Annotated in this window: 19 protein-coding genes; 11 read left to right on the forward strand and 8 right to left on the reverse strand. The window is 73.5% G+C overall.

The features are described from left to right. The first annotated feature begins 15 nt into the window (after positions 1-15). Positions 16-1,245: an adenylosuccinate synthetase gene (locus tag FDA94_RS17155; RefSeq protein ID WP_137248072.1), complete on the forward strand. Its 1,230-nt coding sequence runs from the start codon at positions 16-18 to the stop codon at positions 1,243-1,245. Here FDA94_RS17155 and FDA94_RS17160 read toward each other — a convergent pair. Then, positions 1,242-3,122: a S41 family peptidase gene (locus tag FDA94_RS17160; protein ID WP_137248073.1), complete on the reverse strand. Its 1,881-nt coding sequence runs from the start codon at positions 3,120-3,122 to the stop codon at positions 1,242-1,244. The genes FDA94_RS17155 and FDA94_RS17160 overlap by 4 nt on opposite strands. A gap of 111 nt (positions 3,123-3,233) precedes the next feature. Here FDA94_RS17160 and FDA94_RS17165 point away from each other — a divergent pair, with 111 nt between their 5' ends. After that, a complete protein-coding gene (locus FDA94_RS17165; RefSeq protein ID WP_137248074.1) occupies positions 3,234-3,962 on the forward strand; it encodes an aminoglycoside 3'-phosphotransferase in 729 nt (242 codons plus the stop codon). Here the strand turns inward: FDA94_RS17165 and FDA94_RS17170 are convergent. Continuing rightward, positions 3,935-4,564, reverse strand: a complete 630-nt coding sequence (locus FDA94_RS17170) for a TetR/AcrR family transcriptional regulator (protein WP_137248075.1) — start codon at positions 4,562-4,564, stop codon at positions 3,935-3,937. The genes FDA94_RS17165 and FDA94_RS17170 overlap by 28 nt on opposite strands. A gap of 87 nt (positions 4,565-4,651) precedes the next feature. Here FDA94_RS17170 and FDA94_RS17175 point away from each other — a divergent pair, with 87 nt between their 5' ends. Both FDA94_RS17175 and FDA94_RS17180 read left to right on the forward strand, forming a co-directional pair. Next, on the forward strand, positions 4,652-5,533 hold the full coding sequence (locus FDA94_RS17175; protein ID WP_137248076.1) for an SDR family NAD(P)-dependent oxidoreductase: 882 nt from the start codon (positions 4,652-4,654) through the stop codon (positions 5,531-5,533). After that, positions 5,521-5,952, forward strand: a complete 432-nt coding sequence (locus FDA94_RS17180) for a hypothetical protein (RefSeq protein WP_137248077.1) — start codon at positions 5,521-5,523, stop codon at positions 5,950-5,952. Before FDA94_RS17175 ends, FDA94_RS17180 begins: the two co-directional genes overlap by 13 nt. Here FDA94_RS17180 and nfi read toward each other — a convergent pair. Further along, positions 5,921-6,565 (reverse strand): deoxyribonuclease V, encoded by a 645-nt coding sequence (gene nfi, locus FDA94_RS17185; RefSeq protein ID WP_137248143.1) that lies wholly within the window; start codon positions 6,563-6,565, stop codon positions 5,921-5,923. The genes FDA94_RS17180 and nfi overlap by 32 nt on opposite strands. A 29-nt stretch (positions 6,566-6,594) precedes the next feature. On the opposite strand from nfi, the gene FDA94_RS17190 reads away from it, so the two are divergent. Genes FDA94_RS17190 through FDA94_RS17200 form a run of 3 tightly spaced genes read left to right on the forward strand, consistent with a single transcriptional unit; the run spans position 6,595 to position 10,656 of the window. Continuing rightward, positions 6,595-7,176 (forward strand): TetR/AcrR family transcriptional regulator, encoded by a 582-nt coding sequence (locus tag FDA94_RS17190; protein WP_137248078.1) that lies wholly within the window; start codon positions 6,595-6,597, stop codon positions 7,174-7,176. Between the two features lie 37 nt (positions 7,177-7,213). Continuing rightward, positions 7,214-9,784, forward strand: a complete 2,571-nt coding sequence (locus FDA94_RS17195) for a molybdopterin-dependent oxidoreductase (RefSeq protein ID WP_137248079.1) — start codon at positions 7,214-7,216, stop codon at positions 9,782-9,784. Next, positions 9,781-10,656, forward strand: a complete 876-nt coding sequence (locus tag FDA94_RS17200; protein ID WP_137248080.1) for an FAD binding domain-containing protein — start codon at positions 9,781-9,783, stop codon at positions 10,654-10,656. Before FDA94_RS17195 ends, FDA94_RS17200 begins: the two co-directional genes overlap by 4 nt. Here FDA94_RS17200 and FDA94_RS17205 read toward each other — a convergent pair. The 4 genes from FDA94_RS17205 to FDA94_RS17220 are packed head-to-tail and all read right to left on the reverse strand — an operon-like array spanning position 10,644 to position 15,218. Continuing rightward, positions 10,644-11,936, reverse strand: a complete 1,293-nt coding sequence (locus FDA94_RS17205; RefSeq protein ID WP_137248081.1) for an AAA domain-containing protein — start codon at positions 11,934-11,936, stop codon at positions 10,644-10,646. The two genes, FDA94_RS17200 and FDA94_RS17205, sit on opposite strands and share 13 nt — an antisense overlap. Further along, a complete protein-coding gene (locus FDA94_RS17210; RefSeq protein WP_137248082.1) occupies positions 11,933-13,390 on the reverse strand; it encodes a hypothetical protein in 1,458 nt (485 codons plus the stop codon). The genes FDA94_RS17205 and FDA94_RS17210 overlap by 4 nt, the downstream gene beginning before the upstream one ends. After that, positions 13,387-14,472 carry a hypothetical protein gene (locus tag FDA94_RS17215; protein WP_137248083.1) on the reverse strand — a complete coding sequence of 362 codons (1,086 nt, stop codon included), beginning with the start codon at positions 14,470-14,472 and terminating at the stop codon, positions 13,387-13,389. Before FDA94_RS17215 ends, FDA94_RS17210 begins: the two co-directional genes overlap by 4 nt. Then, positions 14,469-15,218, reverse strand: coding sequence for a hypothetical protein (locus FDA94_RS17220; RefSeq protein WP_246059980.1), 750 nt, complete (start codon positions 15,216-15,218; stop codon positions 14,469-14,471). The genes FDA94_RS17215 and FDA94_RS17220 overlap by 4 nt, the downstream gene beginning before the upstream one ends. Positions 15,219-15,332: 114 nt before the next feature. Between FDA94_RS17220 and FDA94_RS17225 the strand changes: the two genes are divergently transcribed. From FDA94_RS17225 to FDA94_RS39250, 4 genes are all read left to right on the forward strand, one after another. Continuing rightward, positions 15,333-16,133 (forward strand): DUF6119 family protein, encoded by an 801-nt coding sequence (locus FDA94_RS17225; protein ID WP_137248085.1) that lies wholly within the window; start codon positions 15,333-15,335, stop codon positions 16,131-16,133. A 67-nt stretch (positions 16,134-16,200) separates the two neighbouring features. Further along, complete coding sequence (locus tag FDA94_RS17230; RefSeq protein ID WP_137248086.1) at positions 16,201-16,437, forward strand: hypothetical protein; 237 nt, start codon at positions 16,201-16,203, stop codon at positions 16,435-16,437. Then, positions 16,434-16,631, forward strand: coding sequence for a hypothetical protein (locus FDA94_RS17235; RefSeq protein WP_137248087.1), 198 nt, complete (start codon positions 16,434-16,436; stop codon positions 16,629-16,631). Before FDA94_RS17230 ends, FDA94_RS17235 begins: the two co-directional genes overlap by 4 nt. A gap of 44 nt (positions 16,632-16,675) precedes the next feature. Further along, positions 16,676-16,831, forward strand: a complete 156-nt coding sequence (locus FDA94_RS39250; protein ID WP_170990989.1) for a hypothetical protein — start codon at positions 16,676-16,678, stop codon at positions 16,829-16,831. A gap of 48 nt (positions 16,832-16,879) precedes the next feature. Here the strand turns inward: FDA94_RS39250 and FDA94_RS17240 are convergent, their stop codons facing one another. After that, positions 16,880-19,924: an AfsR/SARP family transcriptional regulator gene (locus FDA94_RS17240; RefSeq protein ID WP_137248088.1), complete on the reverse strand. Its 3,045-nt coding sequence runs from the start codon at positions 19,922-19,924 to the stop codon at positions 16,880-16,882. Positions 19,925-20,060: the final 136 nt, after the last annotated feature.

The following is a 20,060-nucleotide window of genomic DNA, read 5'->3' on the forward strand; positions in this document are numbered from 1 at the left end:
AGAGTGGATGCCACCATGGAAGACCACGTGATCGTCGCCGACCTCGGATACGGCGACGCGGGCAAGGGCACCATCGTCGACTACCTGTGCTCCCGGCACGACAACATCAGGGCCGTCGTCCGCTACAACGGCGGTGGCCAGGCCGGCCACAACGTCGTCACCCCCGACGGCCGTCACCACACCTTCGCCCAGTTCGGCGCGGGCACCTTCTGGGGCGTGCGCACGTTCCTGTCGAAGTTCATGATGGTCGACCCGATCCGGCTGGCCAGCGAGGCCCACCACCTGCGCTGGCTCGGCGTCCACCGGCCGTTCGACCTGCTGACCGTCGACCCCGAGGCGCTGGTCACCACGCCGTTCCACATGCGCGTCAACCAGTTCCGGGAACGTTCCCGGGGCGAGCGCCGCCACGGCTCGTGCGGCATGGGCGTCGGCGAGACGGCGTCGTACGCGATCGAGAACCCCGGCGCGGCGATCCGGGTCGCCGACTGCGGCAACCCCCGGGCGCTGCGGCCGCTGCTCCGGCGGCTGCGTGACTGGGCCTCCGCCGAGATCGGGCAGCCGATCAGGCTCCCGTCGGTCGACGACGTGGCCGAGGCCTACCGCCAGTTCGCGGGGGCCGTCCGCACCGGCCGGCTGCCCTCGGGCGGGCCGCTCGTCTTCGAGGGCGCCCAGGGCGTGCTCCTCGACGAGTGGCACGGCTTCCACCCCTACACGACGTGGTCGACCACCACCTTCACCAACGCGTTCGAGCTGCTCGGCGAGGCCGGCATGGACGACGCGAAGCGGCTGGGCGTGGTCCGGACGTACATGACCAGGCACGGCAACGGCCCGTTCGTGACCGAAGACCCCACCCTCCACCTGCCCGAACGCCACAACGTGACCGGCGAGTGGCAGGGCCCGTTCCGCACCGGTCACCTCGACCTCGTGGCGCTCCGCTACGCCGCCCGCGTCTGCGGCGGCGTCGACGAGATCGCGGTGACCCACCTCGACGTGGCCGACGAGCACCCCGAGCTCAAGGTCTGCCGAGAGTACGCCGACGGCCTGACCCTGGTGCCCGGCGGCGGGCTGGAGCGCCGGGCGCAGGAGTCCGAACGCCTGCTCACCGCCCGCCCGATCCTGTCGGACGCGCCCGAGTCGTGGTCCGGGCTGGTCGCCCAGGAACTCGACGCCCCGGTCACGATCCGGTCCAGCGGACCGACCTGGCTCGACAAGAAGGTCCGCCGGTCCGCCGCGGCCCGCCGCTAGCCGGCCTGGGGGAAGGCCGTGGCGACCGCCACGAGTTCCCCGCCGAGGAATCCCTCGGCCCTGACCTGTTCACCGGTGCCCGGCAGGGTGAGGCTGCCGGCCCCGGGGACGACGTCGACTGAGCCACGGGGGCGTCCGTCGACGTACACGTCGATCCGGTCGAGGCCGAGGGTGTCGAAGTGGGTGACGAGCGCGTCGTCGCCCGGGACGACACTCACCTTCAGCCGCCGCTTCGGCAGCAGCTTCAGCTCGCGCCCGGCCGTCTCCATCAGGTCGGGGTTGCCCTCCAGCACGTCGGCGACGGTGAGCCGGTGGCGTACCGACGGAACCACGCCGAGGTCCTCCAGCGGGGTCCCGGCCGCGTCGCCCACCCGCAGGGTGCGCCTGATCGCGACGCTGATCGCGGCGCCCGCCGGGAGCGGCTCGTAGGGGCTGCCGGGCACGTCGCGCAGGTCGTCGAGCAGGTCGGCCTGGCCCACCACGTTGGCGCCGCCCGCGCCGGTGTTGTCGTCGACGCCGATGATCGTGCCGATCGCGTGGTCGGCGAACCCGGCGGCGAAGATGTCCGACGTCGAATAGCAGCGCGCGTCGGTGATCAGCACGACCGGGCCGTGGTAGAACTGCCCGAACGCGTTGACGATCTCCTCGGAGCTGAGCGGGAAGGCGTCGGAGTAGACCGCGCCCGTCTCGACCGACAGCTCCAGCGACCGGCGCCAGCGGGCGTAGTCGGGGGTGTGCGAGGCCAGTAGCAGGTTCAGCGGCGAGCTCACCATCTGGGCGGGCTCGGGCTGGATGCGACGGTGGGTGAGGAACTGGAGCAGGATCTCCCCGGCCAGGATGTGGCCGCCCGGGTTGCTCCGGATGTCGAGGATCAGCCCGTCCTCCGGCAGCGACGTGATGATCTGCGCGAACGCCTCGACGTGCGCCTGCAGCGCGGCCACGAACTGGGCCTGCGAGGTGAACTCGCCGAGGCTGAAGCCGGTGATCCGGACGTGCCCGAACGTGCCGGACGTCGTCTCGACCGCCCGCCAGAGGAAGATGCCGGTCGCGGTGTAGTTCGACGGCCCCGCGCCCTCGAACAGGAAGCTCCTGATCGAGGCCAGCTGCTCGCCCTCGATGTCGACGCCGCGCGGCGCGTCGCCGCCGACCGGGGCGGCCGGGACGGTCCGGCGCAGCACCAGCCACGGCATCCGCAGCTCCTGGGGCTTGCCGTCGAGGTCGACGTACGAGACGACGACCCACTCCTCGTCGGGCGGCAGGTGCCCGGCGAGCGCCCGCTGGGTCAGCGACTCGAGCCCGCGCGCGTGCCGGGCGGCCAGGTTGCCGCCCGCGTAGCGTTCGCCGTTCGCGGTGGCGGCCCGGCCGATGGGCACCCCGTTCCAGTGCGTGACCGTGACGCCGACCCTGAGGTCGCCGCCCACGGGCAGCAGGTCGGCGTTGACCTGCGTGACGACGTAGCGGTCGCCGGCCTGCTCGATGCGGAACGGCAGGAACGCCGCCGCGTCGGCGAACGGCTTCGGCAGCTGGTAGCCGGTGTGCAGGTCGCGGACGGAGTGGAAGATCGACTGGAGCTCGAAGTGGAAGGCCCATTCGGGGTCGGGCGTCTCCTGCCGGCTGAGCCGCGACTGGAGCAGCCGCAGCCGCTGGACGGGGTTGACGCCGTGCATGGCGACCTTGAGCGGCAGGTGGGCGAAGTTCTGCTCGAACACCAGCAGCGCCTGCCGGACGATGAGCCGCCGCTGGCCGAGCGTGAGCGTGCCGGCCGTGGCCAGGAAGTCGGCCAGTGTGCCGGGGACGATGGTCCAGACGGGCTGCGGGGCGGCGGCCTCGGGCTGCGGATCCGTGGCGGCGGCGGATAAGACGGCCTTTACGTCCATATCGGGCTCCTGGTGGCCTTCGGATGAATTGTCGGAAGTCCACCATGGCCACACGGAACGGTCCAGGCGAGAGCAGGGGGCTACTCAGCGGAGTAGCGCAGAATGTGATCTATGCGGCTCTCCGAGCGACTTCGCGCACTGATCGACGCCGACGCCTCATGGTCGTCCGATCACGAGGGAGCCAGCGGCACGGCCCTGCGGGTGACGTCGGGCGAGAAGGTCTTCTACGTCAAGCACGGCCCGCTCGCGGGCGCCGAACACCTGCGGCTGCGCTGGCTGCGCGGACGCGTCGCCGTGCCGGAGGTGGTCGCCTTCGACGACCCCGTTCTCGTGCTCGCCGACGTGGGCGCCCCGTCGCTGGAGGCCGCCGCGCCCGCCGATGTCGGCGCCGTGCTGGGCCGGACACTGCGCCTGCTGCACGAGCTGCCCGTCGCCGGGTGCCCGTTCGACGGCCGGTTGCCGGTCGTGCTCGACCGCGCCGCCGCGAACGTGTGCGGCGGGCTGGTCGACCCGGACGACTTCGACGACGACCACCTCGGCCTGACCCCGGAGGCGGTTCTCGACCGGCTGCTGGCCCGGCGGCCGCGTGAGGAGGACCTGGTCGTGGCGCACGGCGACGTCACCCCCGCCAACGTGCTGCTGCCCGCGCCGGGGGAGCCCGTCGTCATCGACGTCCCGGCGCTGGGCGTGGCCGACCGGCACCGCGACCTGGCGCTCGTCCACCGGGAACTCGACGGGGACCGCGTGGCGTGGGAGAGCTTCCTCGCGGCCTACGGCCTCGCCGACCGCATCGACGAGGAGCTGCTGCACTACTACCGGCTGGTGGACGAGCTGCTCTGACCCGGGCGCAGCCCGTTGAGGGCGGTCTCGACCACGGTGTCGGCGAACTCGGTCGTCAGCGGGCCCTCGCGGTGGAGCCACCGGTTCTTCAGCGGCCCCCAGAGCAGGTCGACGGCCACGTCGAGGTCGACGCCGGGACCGAGGTCCCCGGCCTGCTGGGCCCGGCGCAGGCGGCGGCGCTTGAGTTCGCGCATCGGTTCGTCGAGGCGCTCGGCGAAGTCGGCGGCCAGGGCCGGGTCGAGGAGGATCTCGATCGCCAGGGCGCGCATCGGCTCGCTGTAGCGCGGGTCGTTCAGCTCGTCGACGGTGGCGCGGAGCACGGTCTTCAGGTCGGCTTCGAGATCGCCGGTGTCGGGCAGGTCGGCGGGCTGGTCGTCCTGCCCTTCGGAAAGCATCAGCAGGGCGTCGAACAGCACCGCGCCCTTCGACGGCCACCAACGGTAGATCGTCTGCTTGCCCGCCCCGGCTCTGGTGGCGATGGCCTCGATGCTCAGCCGGGCGTAGCCGACCTCGCCGGCCAGGTCGAGTGCGGCGGTGAGGATCGCCCGGCGGGCGGCCTCGTTGCGCCGGGCCGCGTCGGGCGCCTTTCGCTGCGTCGTCATGACAGAAGCATAGACGAGACGGACCGTCTCGTAGTACGGTCTTGGCAAGCCGAGACGGTTCGTCTCGGCAGACGACAGGAGACCGTAATGACCGTTGATCGCGTGTGGTTCGTCACCGGAGCGAGCCGGGGCCTCGGCCGGGCCTTCGCGCAGGCCGCGCTCGCCGCGGGCGACCGCGTCGTCGGGGCGGCCCGCACCCTCGCCGCGCTGGAGGAGCTCGCCGCCGAGCACGGCGACCGCTTTCTCGCCCTTCCCCTGGACGTCACCGACCGCGCGGCCGTCAGGGCCGCCGTCGACGAGGCGGTGCGGCGGATGGGCCGCCTCGACGTCGTCGTCAACAACGCCGGCTACCTCGCCATGGGCATGCTGGAGGAGTTCGGCGAGGCCGAGGCCCGCGCCCAGATGGAGACGAACTTCTTCGGCCCCCTCTGGGTCGGCCAGGCCGTGCTCCCGCACCTGCGCGCCCAGGGAAGCGGCCACATCCTGCAGATCTCCAGCATCGGCGCGCTGGGCGGCTTCCCCCTCACGGGGATGTACAGCGCGAGCAAGTTCGCACTCGAAGGGATGAGCGAGGCGCTGGCCGCCGAGGCCGAGAGCTTCGGCGTCAGGGTCACCATCGTCGAGCCCGGCGGCTACTGGACCGACCTCTACACCAGCGGGCTGGTCATGACCGAGCCTCTCGACGTGTACGCGCCGCTGCGGGCCGAACTGGAGAAGCGGTTCGCCGAAGGGTCCGTCGACAGCCTGCCGGAACTCGCGGCCGAAGCCGTCATGAGGCTCGTCGACAGCGACGACCCGCCGCTGCGCCTGCTGCTGGGCAGCGCCGTCTACGACCTCGCCTTCGACGTCTCCCGGCAGAAGATGGAGACCTGGGCGGCCTGGGAGGAGGTCAGCCGTGCCGCCGAGAAGGCCGTGCCCGCGCCCCCATGGCTGGAGTTTTCTGCTACGCATGCGGCATGCAGCGATTGAAGCCTCTCATCGGTGAGTGGGCCGTCACGACCGCGCTCCCCGACGGCCGGGTCCTCGGCCGGGTCAGGTCGACGTTCACGTGGCTCGACGACCGGTTCGTCGTCCAGCGCACCGACGTCTTCCCCGGCGACCAGGGCATGCCCGAGCTGTTCCCCGCCGTCTGCGTCTACGGCCCCGACGACGACACCGGGCGGTTCACTCAGCTCTACTCCGACGGCCGGGGCGTCCACCGGGTCTACCAGTGCGTCTTCGGCGACGGCGTCTGGAGGATGTGGCGCGACCAGCCGGGCTTCGCCCAGCGCTTCACCGCCACCGTCGAGGGCGACGTCATCGACGGCGGGTGGGAGCTCGCGCAGGAGGAGGGCGTCTGGAAGCCCGACCTGTCGGTCAGGTACGAGAGAGCCGGTCGGCCAGCCTGATCGGCTCGGGCAGCCGGAACTCCGGGGCCAGCCGCAGCACCTGGGCGCACGCGTTGTCCAGGCTCATCCGGTGTCCCTGCGACACGTACACCGGCTTCACGCCGGTGCGGGTGCGCAGGGCCCGGCCCACCGTCTCGCCGTCGAGGACGATCGGCGTCCACGAGCCGCGCTCGTCGGCGGGGGTCTCGTGCGTCCCGACGAACGCCGTCTTCGCCACCCCGATCGCCGGCAGCCCGGTCAGCACGCCCAGATGGCACGCCAGCCCGAAGCGGCGGGGGTGCGCCACCCCGTAGCCGTCGCAGACCAGCAGGCCAGGGGTGACCGACAGGCGGGAGAGCGCCGTCAGCAGGGGCGGGATCTCGCGGAACGCGAACAGGCCCGGCACGTAGGGGAACCTGGCCCGCTCCCGGGCCACCGCCCGGTCGACGACGTTCAGCGAGGCGTCGAGCACCACGACGGCTCCGGTCACCGTGCCGTCCTCCGCGTAGCCCACGTCAAGGCCGGCCGTGAGGCCGATCTCCGCAGGTCCTTCGGAGCTCAGATCGGCCAGCGGGCGCAGCCGCGACTGGATCGCCTCCGCTTCGGCGACGGTAGCCGGTTCGTCCCAGGTCATCCCCACGAAGCCCACCGTAGACTGCCGGAATGACACGAGCGGGAGGTACGCGTGCGGCGCTGCTCGACGCAGCGCTCGCGGTGTTCGACGAGCGTACCTATGGCGACACCCCGGTGGCCGTGGTGGCCGAGCGGGCGGGGGTGTCGGTGGGCACCCTCTATCGGTACTTCCCCAGCAAGGAGGCGCTGGGGAACGCCGTCTACCGGCTCTGGAAGCAGCGGCTGGGCGAGCGGCTCGCGGCCGAGCGGTCGGCCGGGGCGTCCTACGCGAGCACGTTCGCGGCCATGTTCCGGACCTTCGTCGGGTTCGCGGCCGAACACCCGGCGGCGTTCGCCTTCCTCGAACTCCAGCAGCACGAGAGCTACCTCGACGTCGACAGCCGGACCGCCTCGACGTCCATCGACGAGACGGCGGTCCAATTCGTCACCGAGGGGCAGAAGGCGGGGGAGATCAGGTCCGGCGACCCGCACATGCTGGTCGCGCTCGTCTACGGCGCGCTCGTCGGGCTGATCAAGGCGCGCCGCGGGGGGCTGCGGCTGACCGACGACGATCTGGCGGCGGCTCAGGCGGCCACGTGGGCGCTGCTTGACATACGATCGCAAGCGGAGTGAACATTCACTCCGGAAAAGAGCCGAAGGGAAGCCCCCGATGCGCCTGACGTTCAACGGCGGTCCGCGCGAGCACGACCCCGGCCCCGACGACACCGCCGCCGACGTGATCAGGACGGCGTTCGGGGCCACCGGCACCAAGGTCTCCTGCGGCGCCGGGGTGTGCGGGGCCTGCACGATCCTCGTCGACGGCGAGCCGAAGGTGTCCTGCCTGCTGCCGGCCGCCCATCTCGACGGGACCGAGGTCACCACCGTCGAGGGGGTCGGTGGTGACCATCCCGTCCAGCGGGCCTTCGTCGAGTGCGACGCGCTCCAGTGCGGGTTCTGCACCCCGGGCTTCGTGACCGAGGCGGTCGTCTTCCACGACCGGTGGCGCAAAGACCGCGAGGGGACGCCCTCCCGCGAGGAGGTCGCCGACGCGCTGACCGGGCACCTGTGCCGGTGCGGGGCCTACGAGAACATCCTCACCGCCGTCCAGAAGGCCTGCGCGGGCGAGTTCGACGACCGCGAGCCGGTGCCCGCCCGGGTCGAGGCCCCCGCCAAGGTCACCGGAACGGCCGAATACACGGTCGACGTGACCCTCCCGGGCATGCTCCACGGCGTGATCGTGCGATCCCGGCTGCCCCATGCGCGCGTCACGGTGACGTTTCCCGAAATGAGCGGGCAAAGCCTCCGATCGGACCCGGCCGAGGAGACGCCGCACGAGGGTTTCGTCCGCCTTCTCGACGGCGACGTCGTCCGTTACGCCGGTCAGCCGATCGCGGCGGTGGCCGCCGAGACGCCCGCCCAGGCAAGGGAACTCGCCGAGAGCGTCACGGTCTCCTACGAACCGCTGCCCTCCGTCGTCGACCCCGAGGAGGCACGGCGCGACGACGCCCCGGCGATCTTCCCCGACGCCGCCGCCCAGAAGAACGCGCCCTCCAGCGCCGAAGGCGCCGGGTTCCCGGGCCGGTGGCGGGGCAACGTCCGGTCGGGCTACGCCTCGGCCTGGCGGGGGCGCACCGCCCGGCGTCGGCTCGACGCCGCCGAGGAGCGGAACGCGCCCGGCTACTTCGCCGCCACGTTCACCACCGCAGGTCAGTCGCACACCGCGCTCGAACCGCACGCCTCCGTCGCCGACTGGCGGGCCGACGGGCTGACGCTCTACACCTCCACCCAGGCGCTCCCGCACCTCAAGGCCGCCGCCGCCAAGCGCTGGAACCCGCCGAAGGTCGACATCGTCGCCCATCACGTCGGCGGCGGGTTCGGGTCGAAGCTCGGCCTCGGCGCCGACGCCGTCGCGGCCGTCGAGCTCTCCCGGAAGCTCGGCCGCCCGGTCAGGGTCGCGATGTCCCGCGCCGAGGAACTCACCGACACCGGCTACCGCCCCGGCACCCGCTCGGAGCTGCGGATGCTCGGCACCCCGACGGGCGGGCTGGCCGCGATCTCGCTCGACGTCTCGGGCCACGGCGGGGTCTCGACCGGCTCCATGGTCGCCACCCTGGGCCTGCTCATGTACGGCCGGGGCCCCCGCCACTTCCGCGACCGCGACGTCGTCGGCAACGCGCCCCCGGCCAGCCCGTTCCGCGGACCGGGCGGACCGCCCTTCGCGTGGGCGGTCGAACAGGGCGTCGACGAGATCGCCCACCGGCTCGGCGCCGACCCGCTCAGACTCCGGCGCACCTGGGACGGCAACCGCCGCCGCCGCGCCCTCTACGAGATCGCCGCAGAGCTCCCGCTGTGGCGCGACCGGCCCGCCACGCCCCAGACCGGCCGCTACCGGCGCGGCGTCGGGGCGGCCGCGGCCAACTGGATCTACACCGCCGACCTCGACACCAAGGTCGAGCTCACGGTGCGCGAGGGCCGGATCGTCGCCCGGACCGCCACCCAGGACATCGGCACCGGCGTCAGAACCGTCATCCGCAACGCCGTCAGGGAGGTCTTCCCGGACGCCGCCATCGACGTCGAGGTCGGCCACTCCCACGCGCCGCACGGTCCCGTCGCCGGTGGCAGCCGGTCGACCGCCTCGGTCGGCCCGGCCGCCCGCGACGCGGCCGGGAAACTCGCCGCGCGCCTCGACGGCAAGCCCGTCGGCGAGGCCGAGGGCGTGACCGTCCTCGGCGAACGGCCCAAAGACCGGCGCGGTTCGGCGGTCCCGGTGTCCATGGACCATCTGCGGATCGGCCGGGGGCTGGCGGGGGCCGTGCACATCACCGAAGTCGAGGTCGACACCCTGCTCGGCCACACGCGGGTCACACGGGTGTGGGGCGGCGTCGCCGTCGGCGCGATCTACAACCGGGCGGCCGCGCGCAACCAGTGCGAGGGCGGCATCGTGCAGGGCATCGGCTACGCCCTCTACGAGGAGCGGGTCACCGACCCGCGCACCGGCGTGGTCCTGTCGGCGAACCTGGAGGACTACCGCCTGCCGGGCGTCAAGGACACCCCCGAGATGACCATCCACTTCCACGAGGACGGCTGGGACCACGTCCCGGGCGGCGGCATCGGGCTCGGCGAGGTGTGCACCGTCTCGGTCGCCGCCTCGGTGGGCAACGCGATCTTCAACGCGACCGGCTTCCGCGCGCTCGACCTGCCCATCCGCCCCGACCGGCTGCTCGAAGGGATGTCCCGATGACCGCCGAATACCGCGCGGGCGGCACCGACTTGATGGAACGCCGCGCGTCGGGCCGCTCGACCGGCCCGATCATCGATCTGTACGACCGGGGCCTCCGGTCGATCGAGACCACCGAGGAGGGCGGCTTCCGCATCGGGGCGATGGTCACCGTCGACACCCTGGCGACCGACCCCGCCCTGACCGCCGCCTATCCCGCGCTCGCGCTGACGGCCGGGGCGCTGGCGACGCCGCAGATCAGGCGCGCGGCCACGCTCGGCGGGGTGCTGCTCCAGCGCACCCGCTGCCGCTACTACCGCAACGAGCACTACGAGTGCCTGAAGACCGGCGGCGAGGGCTGCCCGGCGCGCGGCAACCCGGGCGAGCGCGCCGTCGTGCTCGACCTCGGGCCGTGCGTCGCGCCGCACCCGTCGTCGGTGGCGATGGCGCTGCTCACCTACGACGCCGTCGCCGAGATCGAAGACCGGCCGTCGAAGCCGGTGGCCGGCCTCTACGGCGACGGCGCCCGCGACCACCTGCTCGACGCGTCCGACCTGCTCACGGCGGTCACCCTGCCGCCGCCGGTCGAGGGCGAGCGCGCCGGATACAAGCGCGCCGCCGGTCGGGCCTCGGCCGAGTGGCCGCTGGCCGAGGCGGTCGCGCACCTGACGGTGCGCGACGGCGTCGTCGTCCGGGCCGGGGTGGCCGTCGGGGGAGTGGCGGCGGTGCCGCTGCGGCTGCCCGAGGTCGAGGCGGCGCTCACCGGGAACGCGCCGTCGGAGGAGCTGTTCGCGCGGGCGGCCCGCCTCGACTGGACGCCGGCGTTCCCCGAGACGGCGTACAAGATCGGGCTGACCGCGACGCTGATCGGCGACGTGCTGGCTCAGGCCCTGTAGTTCTCCAGGTGGGCCAAAACCGCATGGTTCGCGGCCCACCCGTCGGGGAACTTGATCGGCACGTTCAGCTGCACCCGTGGGCTCATCGGATGGTGGTCGAGCAGGTCGGCGATGCCCGCGCGGGCCACCACGACGCAGGCGTGCCGGTGCCGCGAGGTCAGCACGCACAGCCGCCCCGACTCCAGGTGGAACGCCGTCGCGTCGCGCCGCCCCGACAGGGGGTGGAGCACGATCGTGACGTCGTACTCACGGCCCTGGAGCCGGTTGGCCGTGTCGACGGTGACGCCCTCGGGCGGCTCGGCCAGCTTCACCGCGGCGACCTGGTCGTTGTGGGCGCAGCCGATCGCGATCCGGTCGGGGGTCACGGGGTGGGAGCCGTGCTCGTCGTGGGCGACCGCGCCGCGCTGGACCAGCCGCCGGGCGATCTCGGCGCAGGCCTGCGCGGCCTCAGGGTCGGTGCGGACGGTGTGCCGGTTCGGCAGCTCGTAGAGCGCCCAGCCGGTGGCGGCGGCCATCTCGACCGTACGGTCGAACGACGAGCGCATCCCCGGCACGGTCAGCTCCAGCCGCCGGGTCCCCTCCTCGGTGCCGGCGGTGAAGCCGCCCGCCGGGTAGAAGGCCTCGGCCACCATCGGCGCGGCGCTGGCGGGCAGCCGCCACGACACCGGCAGCCGGTGGGTGCGCAGCCCGTTGAGCCGCTGGGTCACCGCGACGGCGCTCTGCAGCGGGTCCCACTTCAGGCCGGTCCACCGCTCGCTGTCGACCACGCTGAACGGGTCGAGCTGGCCCGGGTCGCCGACGAACAGGGCGTGCCCGTCGGCGAACAGCCGCGCCACCCCGAGGAGCTTGTCGGAGCGCATCTGGTAGGCCTCGTCGACGATCGCCCACTTCCAGCTCCGGTCGGCCACGTAGGCCCACTTGTCGGCGGTGGCGGTGACGACCTGGCAGGCGTCCACCTGGGCGATCTTGCTGCCGGTGGTGACGGCGGCGTGGCGGCGGACCCGCTCGGGCGGGTCGAAGCCCTCGGCGTGCAGCCGTCCGATCGTCAGCTCGGGCGAGCGCCGCGCGAGCCGGTCGACCAGGTCGTCGACCTGCTCGTTGGTCTGGGCCACGATCATCAGCCGCTCGCCCTTGGCGGCGATGGCGGCGGTGGTCTCGACGACCAGCGTGGTCTTCCCGGCGCCGGGGGGCGAGTCGACCACCAGGCCGGGGGAGGCGGCGCTGGTGTAGTCGGCCAGGATCGTCTCGGTGGCCGCGCGGGCGGCCTCGGCGGGGGTCATGCCCAGGGCTCCGCTGCGTCGTCGTCGGTCGGCACGTATTCGGGCGGCGGGCCGCCGTGGGTCCACGGCGTCTCCTCGCGCGGCGGCAGGGGCGCGCGGCGCGACTCGCCGGGGTCGAGCTCGGTGTAGCAGATCACGGTCCCGACCCCGGGCACGCTGCCTTCGGCGGGCTGCGCGCCCCGGCCCATGCCGTCGTCGATCTGCACGGTGACCGTCCGGTCGGACAGGGACGTGATCGTCGCCGACTGGCGCGGACGGGAGGGCGAGCGCACCTTCTTGCCCTTGGACAGGCGTACCGGATCGGAGGTCTCGATCGTCACCAGGGGACGCGGGACCTCGCGCTTGCCGCCCGGCGGCACGATGCGCCGGGTCAGGTCGACGGCCACCACCTCGCCCGCGAACGCCACCCCGTCGGCCCGGTATTCGGCCATCACGAGGGGGTCGTCGAAGGCGCGGGTCGCCTCGAACGACTGCTGCGCCGCCTCCAGCCGGGCCAGCCGCTTGGCCGCCGCGACCGCGCTGTCGCGCTTGCCCTGCGGCAGGCCGCCGCCGTCGATCCAGGCGCGGTGCAGGGCGACGTGGACGCGGTCGCGCTCCCAGCGCGCGGTCGCGCCGGGCGACTCCTTCAGCGCCGCGAGCAGCCCGATCGCCTGCCACATGCGGTCCCACGTCGGGCGGAGCTGACCGTGCAGCGCCTCCTCGACCTGTCCGGTCGAACCGGTCGCGTCGTAGTGCTCGATCGCCTTCTGGAGCTCCTGCCGGTCGAACTCGGGATGGGTGTCGGGCCCGGCGGGCGGGTTCAGCGGGTCGTCGGCCAGCGCCGCCGCCTCGGGGCCGGTCAGGCCCTCGGGCGGGTCGATCCAGCCGAGCAGCGCGGCCAGGTCGCCGTCTTCGGCCGCGCTCTGCCCGGTCACCCAGTGGGCGGTCAGCAGGTCGGTCATCGCCACCATCAGCGACGACCCGGCGAACTCGCTCTGCTCGGCCAGGAACGTCAGCCACCGGCCCAGCATCGGCACCGCCGGGTCGACCGCGTAGGGCCCGGTCGTCCGCCGGAACCGCGACGAACGCCCGAGCTTGGCGGTGAACTCGACCCCGCCGGGGCTCGGCACGACGATCTGCGGCGCGTCGAGGCACCGCTCGAACGGCGTCTTGGCCTCGACCGTCTCGACCTGCCGGGAGATCCGGTCGACGTAGGGCAGCAGCACCGCGCCCAGGTCGGCGAGGAACTGGAACCGCAGGTCGCGGTTGCGCGGCTGCGGCACCACGAGCAGCGTCGGGCGGGCGGGGTCGGTGCCGACCATCGCGCCCAGCGGCGCGGCGGCCTCGCCGGCCAGCCGGAGCGGCACGAACACCATCGGCGCCTCGGCCAGGTGGACGTGGCGCACGGTGGCGCGCGGCAGCGCCCGCCCCCGCTCCCGCGCCCGCACCTTCACGTAGGAGTGGAGCAGGCTCACGCGACCGCCTCGTCGTAGAGACGCGCGACGTGGCGCAGCCGCTCGGCGATCTCGGCCTGGTCGTCGGCCACCGGCTCGCCCGGCGTCGCCACCCGCAGCGCGGTCTGCACCGACTCGATGCCGCCCAGGTCGTCGCGCACGACGCGGCCCAGCGCGTCGAGATGGCCCAGGTCGTGGGCCTCCCGGCGGCACAGGTGCGACAGCTCGCAGGCCGACAGGCACTGCGGCGCGTAGCGCGCCGGGATGGCGGCCACGGCGGCCTCGATCTGGGCCGGCGACAGCGCGTCGAGGTCGAGGCTCAGGTTCTCGGGCAGCCGGTCGAGGATCGCGTCGATCCTCGTCAGCCGGGAGAGCTGACGGGCGAGCGTGACGAGCTGGTGGCGGACGTCGACCGTGGTCGCCGTCGGCTCGTTGGTGAAGTCGCGCGGGCAGACCAGGATCACGTCGTGGGAGACCAGGTCGCGGCCGACGAGGTCGCGCAGCGCGTGGACGTAGACCGCCGCCTCGCGCGCCGCCGCCGACACCTTCGGGGTGTCGGCCTGGTCGTCGACGATCGCGAACGACTTGATCGCCACGATGTGGAACATCCCGCCGAGCTGGAAGGCGATGACGTCGGGCTCCAGGTAGACCTGGGCGCCCGCGACGTCGAGCCGCAGCAGCGGCCGGTCGAGGATCGTGGCCCGGCCCCGCCCCTCGGCGGTCTGCCGGATGATCCGGCGGGTGTGCCCGTGCCGCGCGGCGTGGCCCTCGTTGCCTCCGGCGTCTTCGAGGTTGACGTAGCCCGCCTCCTCGATCGGCAGGTCGAGCAGCGTGCGCAGCAGCCGCAGCAGGTGGGCCGCGCCGTTGGCCTTCACCAGGTCGGTGAACTGCTGGTTGCGCTGGATCGCGAACGGCGACTGGCCCCACCGGTCGTCGAACCGCAGCCGCCGCATCAGCCGGGGCTTGTCGATCGCCGCCGCGTCGAGGATCGCCCGCCGGTCGCACGCCGGGTTCGCCGCCAGGGCCGCGATGCTGCGGGCGTTGTGGTCCTGCCCCGGGGTGTTCCCCCGGATGGCGTCGAGTCGGCTTTCTGGGCGGGTCACGCCGACCTCACCGTCTTCAGGCCCGACCCGAAGAGCTGCTCGACCGGCCCCAGCCGATCTGCCGCCCGCGCGGCCGCCTCCCGCCTGTCCATCTGATCCCTCTCCTGGTGTACGGCCAGCTCCGCCCCCGCCGCGGCGATCACCTTGGCCGGATCGGCCGGTCCGAAGCCGTCGCCGGCCCCCGGGATGTTCTGCGCCAGCTGCCCCAGCAGCCGGAACGCGCCCGGCGAGGCGTCGTCGAGCCGCATCAGGTGCTGGGCGAGCCGGACGGCCGAGGTCAGGAAGTCGGTGCGCGGGCTCAGCGGCCCGATGATCCGCTGCGGCAGCCCCCACGTGCTGAGCGCCAGTAAACCCCGGGCCGGTGACAGCAGTTCGGAGGTGAGCGCGGCGCACAGGTAGTAGGGCCGGGCGCCGGGCGCCGACCGGTAGGACTTCTCTTCGTCCCGCCGGAGGCTGGTGAGCTGGGTGTTGGCCATCTGGCCGCCGAAGAACGACTCGTCGACCGCCACGATCATCCTCGCGGCGGTCGGGGCGCCGAGCAGGGTCAGCGCCCGGTGGACCTGTTCGCGTACCGGAACCAGCGGAGGCTGGGTGGCGGGCTGCTCGACCTCGGCGTCCCACTGACGCTCGGTCTCCCGCAACCGGGCCCGCAGCGCCCGCGCCTCGGCGTGCCGCCCGGCCGACGTCGCCTGCCGGATGGCTTTCCTCAGCTTCCCCATCTGTGCTTCCAGCCCGTCCAGATCCACGTTTCCGCACCTTAACAGCGGCCCCATGGAAAGCCAAGCTATTCCAGTTGCTTCCAGTAATTTCCAGCATTACATTTCCACAACTGAAGACACCCGCGAGAAGAGAGACGACCCATGAGCCGCTGCCGCCCCCTGTTACCCCGGGCCGAACTCGACGCCCGGCTCGACGCCCGCATCGACGCCCGGATCGACGGCGACGCCGTGAGGTGGTCGGTGGTCGTGCCGTCCGCCTGCCGCGCCGCCCACGCGCGGGCCGACCGCTTCCGCGTCAAGGTCGGCAGCGTGTCGGGCTACCGCGACACGGTCGACGTCGCCTACGTGCTGCAGCGCGCCCTCCTCCAGCCCGCCGGCGAGAGGGTGGCCGCGCTCCGGTCCGGGATCATCCGCATGTACGCCGGATCCAAGGACATCGGCGGAGCCCGCGTGCCGGCCTGGCTGCAGGCGGTCATGGACGACCGCTGGGCCCTGGTCGACGGCGAATGGCGCGAGCTCGACCCCGACCGGTTGGCCGGCGCCCTGGCCCGGATCCGCCCCCTCTTCGGCGCCGACCCCGGCCTGCCCGCCTGGCATCCGGGCGAGTCGCCCCGCGTCTACGCGGCCAACGCCGGGAACCTCCGCCCCGACCTGCTCGCCCTGCCCGGCGGCGAACTCGGCGACCTCCTCACCGCGCGCGGCGACCTGATGTACGTGACCACCGTCGCCGGCCTCGGCCACGTCGCGACCGCCGTCGCGACGGCCGCCCGGAGCCGGTTCGCGGGCGGGACGCGCCCCTTGCGGGTGGTCTTCGTCGTCCTGTCGGTCACCCCGGTGCCGCCGGAGCGGCTGTTCCCGCTGGTCCGGCTGTCGCTCGCGGACGCCGCCCGGACGCTCGGCGATCTGGGGGTGGGCGTCGAGGTCGTCATCCACCGTCCGTAAGCAGCGGATATACGCCTGCTATACGCGGGCGTGCCAGTCTGGCCTCCCACCTCTGACGGGGGACCAGATGAGAGAAAGAGCAAAAGCGGGCCTGACCGCCGTCGCGCTGACGGTCGGGGCTCTCGGGGCACTCAGCGCGCCCGCCGCCGCGGAAACGCCGGTCGGCGGGATCATCATCGTCGGGATCACCACCGACCCGACCAAGTACCACTACGACCCCATTGTGTGCGGGGACAACATGCACTGGGGCAACCCCGACTGCGGCAACGACATCGACGAGACCTCTCATGGGGGCGCCGAGTGAACCTGAAGACCAGTCAGAAGGCCGTGGTCGTCGCCGCGCTGGCCGCGGGCGCGCTCGGGGTGTTCGGGGCGCCGGCCCTCGCGGCGCCGGGGCCGCTGCCGCCTCCGACGTGCGACTACGCTGTCGACTCCGACGACTGCGTCGTCCCGCCGGACCCGAACATGCACTGGGGCAACGAACGTCCCAGCGACTGACTCGGCGTGCGCGGGACGGTGTCCCATCCTGACGGGGGATCACCATGAAGAAGAGTGTGAAAGCCGGACTGATCGTCGTCACGCTGGCCATCGGCGCACTCGTCGGCCTCGCCGGGCCGGCCGCGGCGGTGCCGTGGAACGAGGTCATCGTCGACCTGTGCCCGGAGAACATGCACTGGGGCAACGGCGAGTGCGCCTAGAGGTCTCCGGCGGCCACCGGACGGTGGGTGGCCACCGGGAGAGACGGCCTACTCGGGGCGGGGCGTGAGCCTCGCCGCCAGCTTCGCGGCCTCGGGGGAGTCGAGGCCGAGCAGCAGGGAGTGGGCCGTCTCCCACAGGGCCCGCGCGGCCTCCTCGTCACCCATCCTGCGGAGGGTGACGGCGAGGGCGTCCATTGCGCGGGCCCGCCAGGTCGTGTTGTCCATCTCGGCGAACAACGTCACCGCTCGTTCGAGAGGGGGCACCGCGGCGCCGAGGTCATCGCCGGACTCGAAGAGGGAGCCGAGTCCGAGAGACGCGCTGGCCTCGGCGAACTGGTCGCCGACCCGTTGCGCGGCGGCGACGGCGGCCTTCATCGAGGTCTCGGCCGCGCGCCGTTCGCCGGAGGCGAGCTGCGCCTGCCCGAGGCCGCGCAGCAGGTAGGCCTCGCCGACGAGGTCGCCGATGGCGCGCACCAGCGGCAGCGCCGCCGCGAACGCGTCGCGCGCCGGTTCGGGGCGCTCCTGCCGGAGGTAGGCGTCGCCGAGCCGGAACAGCGCCTGCGCCTGGCCGCGCCGGTTGCCGATGTCCTCGAAGGTGCGCAGCGCGTCGCGCAGCAGCGTCTCGGCCTCGGCGAAGACGCCCTCCTCCAGCCGGATCTGGGCCATCCCGATGCCCGAGTGGGCCTGGGCCGCCCGGTCGCCGGCCTCGCTGAGCAGGTCGGCCGCCTCCTTGTAGCGGTGGTGGGCCCGCTCGGGGGTGCCGGTGATGCGGTCGAGCAGGGCCAGGTTGCGCAGCGCCAGCCCCACGCCGTGGTCGGCGCCGAGCGCCTCGAACCGGGCCGAGGAGTCTTCGAGCAGTTCGGCCGCCGTCGCGTACTCCTGCCGGAACAGGGCCAGGCTGCCCAGTCCGTACACCATCGCGGCCTCTCCGAGCGCGTCGCCCGCGGCGCGGGCGGCGGCGAGCGCGACCTCGTGGGTGGACCGCCAGTCGTCGAACAGGCTGCGCGCCTCGAACAGCGTCACGCACGTCATCGCGAGCTCCCAGGCGAGCGAGGCCAGCCCCAGGTCGGCGGCCTGCGAGACGGCCGACACGAGGCCGGCCCGCTCGGCGGCCAGCCACTCGATCGGCTCGCCCAGCAGCGCGTCGGCCAGCGCCGGATCGGGCGCCCGGCGCGGCGTGCTCCCGCGCAGCACGGCGAAGTCGCCGCCGTACTCGCGCCGGTGGGCCTCCTGCGCCAGCGACAGCCAGAGGTTGAGCGAGCGGCCCATCGCGGCGGCGCGGGCGGCGTCGTCGTCCTCCTCCAGCGCGCGTTCGCGGGCGAACAGGCGGACCAGGTCGTGGAAGCGGTAACGCACCCCGCCCGCGCCCTCCTGCGCCACCACTTCGAGCAGCTGCGCCGCGACGAGCTGCTCGAACAGCTCCCCGAGGGGCTCGCGGCCGATGCCGAGCAGCGGTCCGCCGGCCCATTCGCCGAAGTCGGGCACGCCGAGCAGGCTCAGCCGCCGGAACAGCGTCGCCGCCGCCGGGTCGAGGTCGCGGTAGCTGAGCCCGAAGTTGGCCCGCACCCGCACCCCGCCGTGGCTGAGCTCGCTGAGCCGGTTCCGCTCGTCGGCCAGGTGCCCGGCCAGGACGCCCGCGGTGAGGCGGCTGCGCCCGGCCAGCCGGGCCCCGGCGATGCGCAGCGCCAGCGGCAGCCCGCCGCACAGCTCGCTCAGCCGGGCCAGTTCGGGGTCGGCCCGGTCGACCGCGCCACCGGCGAGGCCCGCGAGCACGGCCACGCCCTCCAGGTCGCCGAGGGTGCCGACCTGGAGGATGTCGGCGCGTTCCTGCGCCACCAGCCCGTCGAGCCCGTCGCGGCTGGTCACCATGACCGCGCACCCGGGGGAGCCGGGCAGCAGCGGCCTGACCTGGCCGGCGTCGCGGGCGTTGTCGAGCACGAGCAGCACCCGCCGCCGCGACAGCACGCTGCGCAGCAGCCCGGCCCGCTCGTCGACGTCGTCGGGGATCCGGCTGCCCGGCACGCCGAGCGCCCGCAGGAACCGGTCGACCACCTGCCGGGGCGCCAGCGGTTCGGCGTCCTCGGCGTAGCCGCGCAGGTCGACGTAGAGCTGGCCGTCGGCGAAGCGGCCGGAGACCCGGTGGGCCCAGTGGACCGCAAGGCCCGTCTTGCCGACGCCGCCCATGCCGGTGAGCCCGAGGAAGGCCGGCACGCCCTGGCTCTGCCGCAGGTCGAGCAGCCGGTCGAGCTCGCCGAGCTCCTCGGCCCGGCCGACGAAGTCGGCGACGTCGTGGGGGAGCTGCGCGGGCGTGGGGAACAGGGTCGGCCCGGTCTTGGGCTCGGCCGGGCGCGGCGCGGGCACGCCGGAGTCGCCGCGCAGGATCTCCTCGTGCAGCGCCCGCAGTTCGGCGCCGGGTTCGAGCCCGAGCTCGCCGATGAGGACGCGCCGTCCCTCGCGGAAGGTCTCCAGCGCCTCGGCTCGCCGCCCGGCCCGGTGGAGGGCGAGCATCAGGTGGGCGCGCAGCCGTTCGCGGGTCGGGTGCTCGGCGACCAGGCCGGTGAGTTCGCCGATGAGGTCCTCGTGGCGGCCCAGCGCCAGGTCGGCGGTGATCCGCAATTCGGCCGCCCGTAACCGCGCCTCTTCCAGGCGGGTTGCGGCGGGCCAGATCGCGGGGTGGTCGGCGAGGTTGCCGTACGCCGGTCCGCGCCACATCTCCAGGGCCCTGGCCAGCAGCCGCCGCCCGGTGGCGGGGTCGCCCCCGTTCATCGCCCGCGCGCCCTCGGCCGTGAGGGCCTCGAAGTCGGCCGCGTCGAGCTCGCCGGGGCCGACCGCCAGGGCGTAGCCGGAGGGGTGGCGGACCACCCGGTCGCGGTCTCCCAGGGCCTTGCGCAGGTGGTAGACGTACAGGCGGAGGTTCTCGTGCGCCGAGGCCGGCGGTTCCTCCCACAGCGCCCCGATCAGGCGGGAACCCGCCGTGGGAGCGTTGGCGTTGCCGATCAGCACGGCCAGCAGCAGCCGTTGCTTCTCCGACCGCAGCGGCACCTGCGCGCCGTCGATCGTGATGTCGAGGGGACCGAGAACGCGAAGCCTCATCGCCACCTTCGGGGGTGATCTCCGGGAGTGAGATGCACCTTACCGGTCGATCGTTATATGTGCCTTATCCATTATCGGATCGGGTCAAGAGCCCTATATCCCACGAAACTCCACAAGGGTATATACGCCTCTCACG

Source organism: Herbidospora galbida (genome assembly GCF_005233835.1).
GTDB classification, from domain to species: domain Bacteria; phylum Actinomycetota; class Actinomycetes; order Streptosporangiales; family Streptosporangiaceae; genus Herbidospora; species Herbidospora galbida.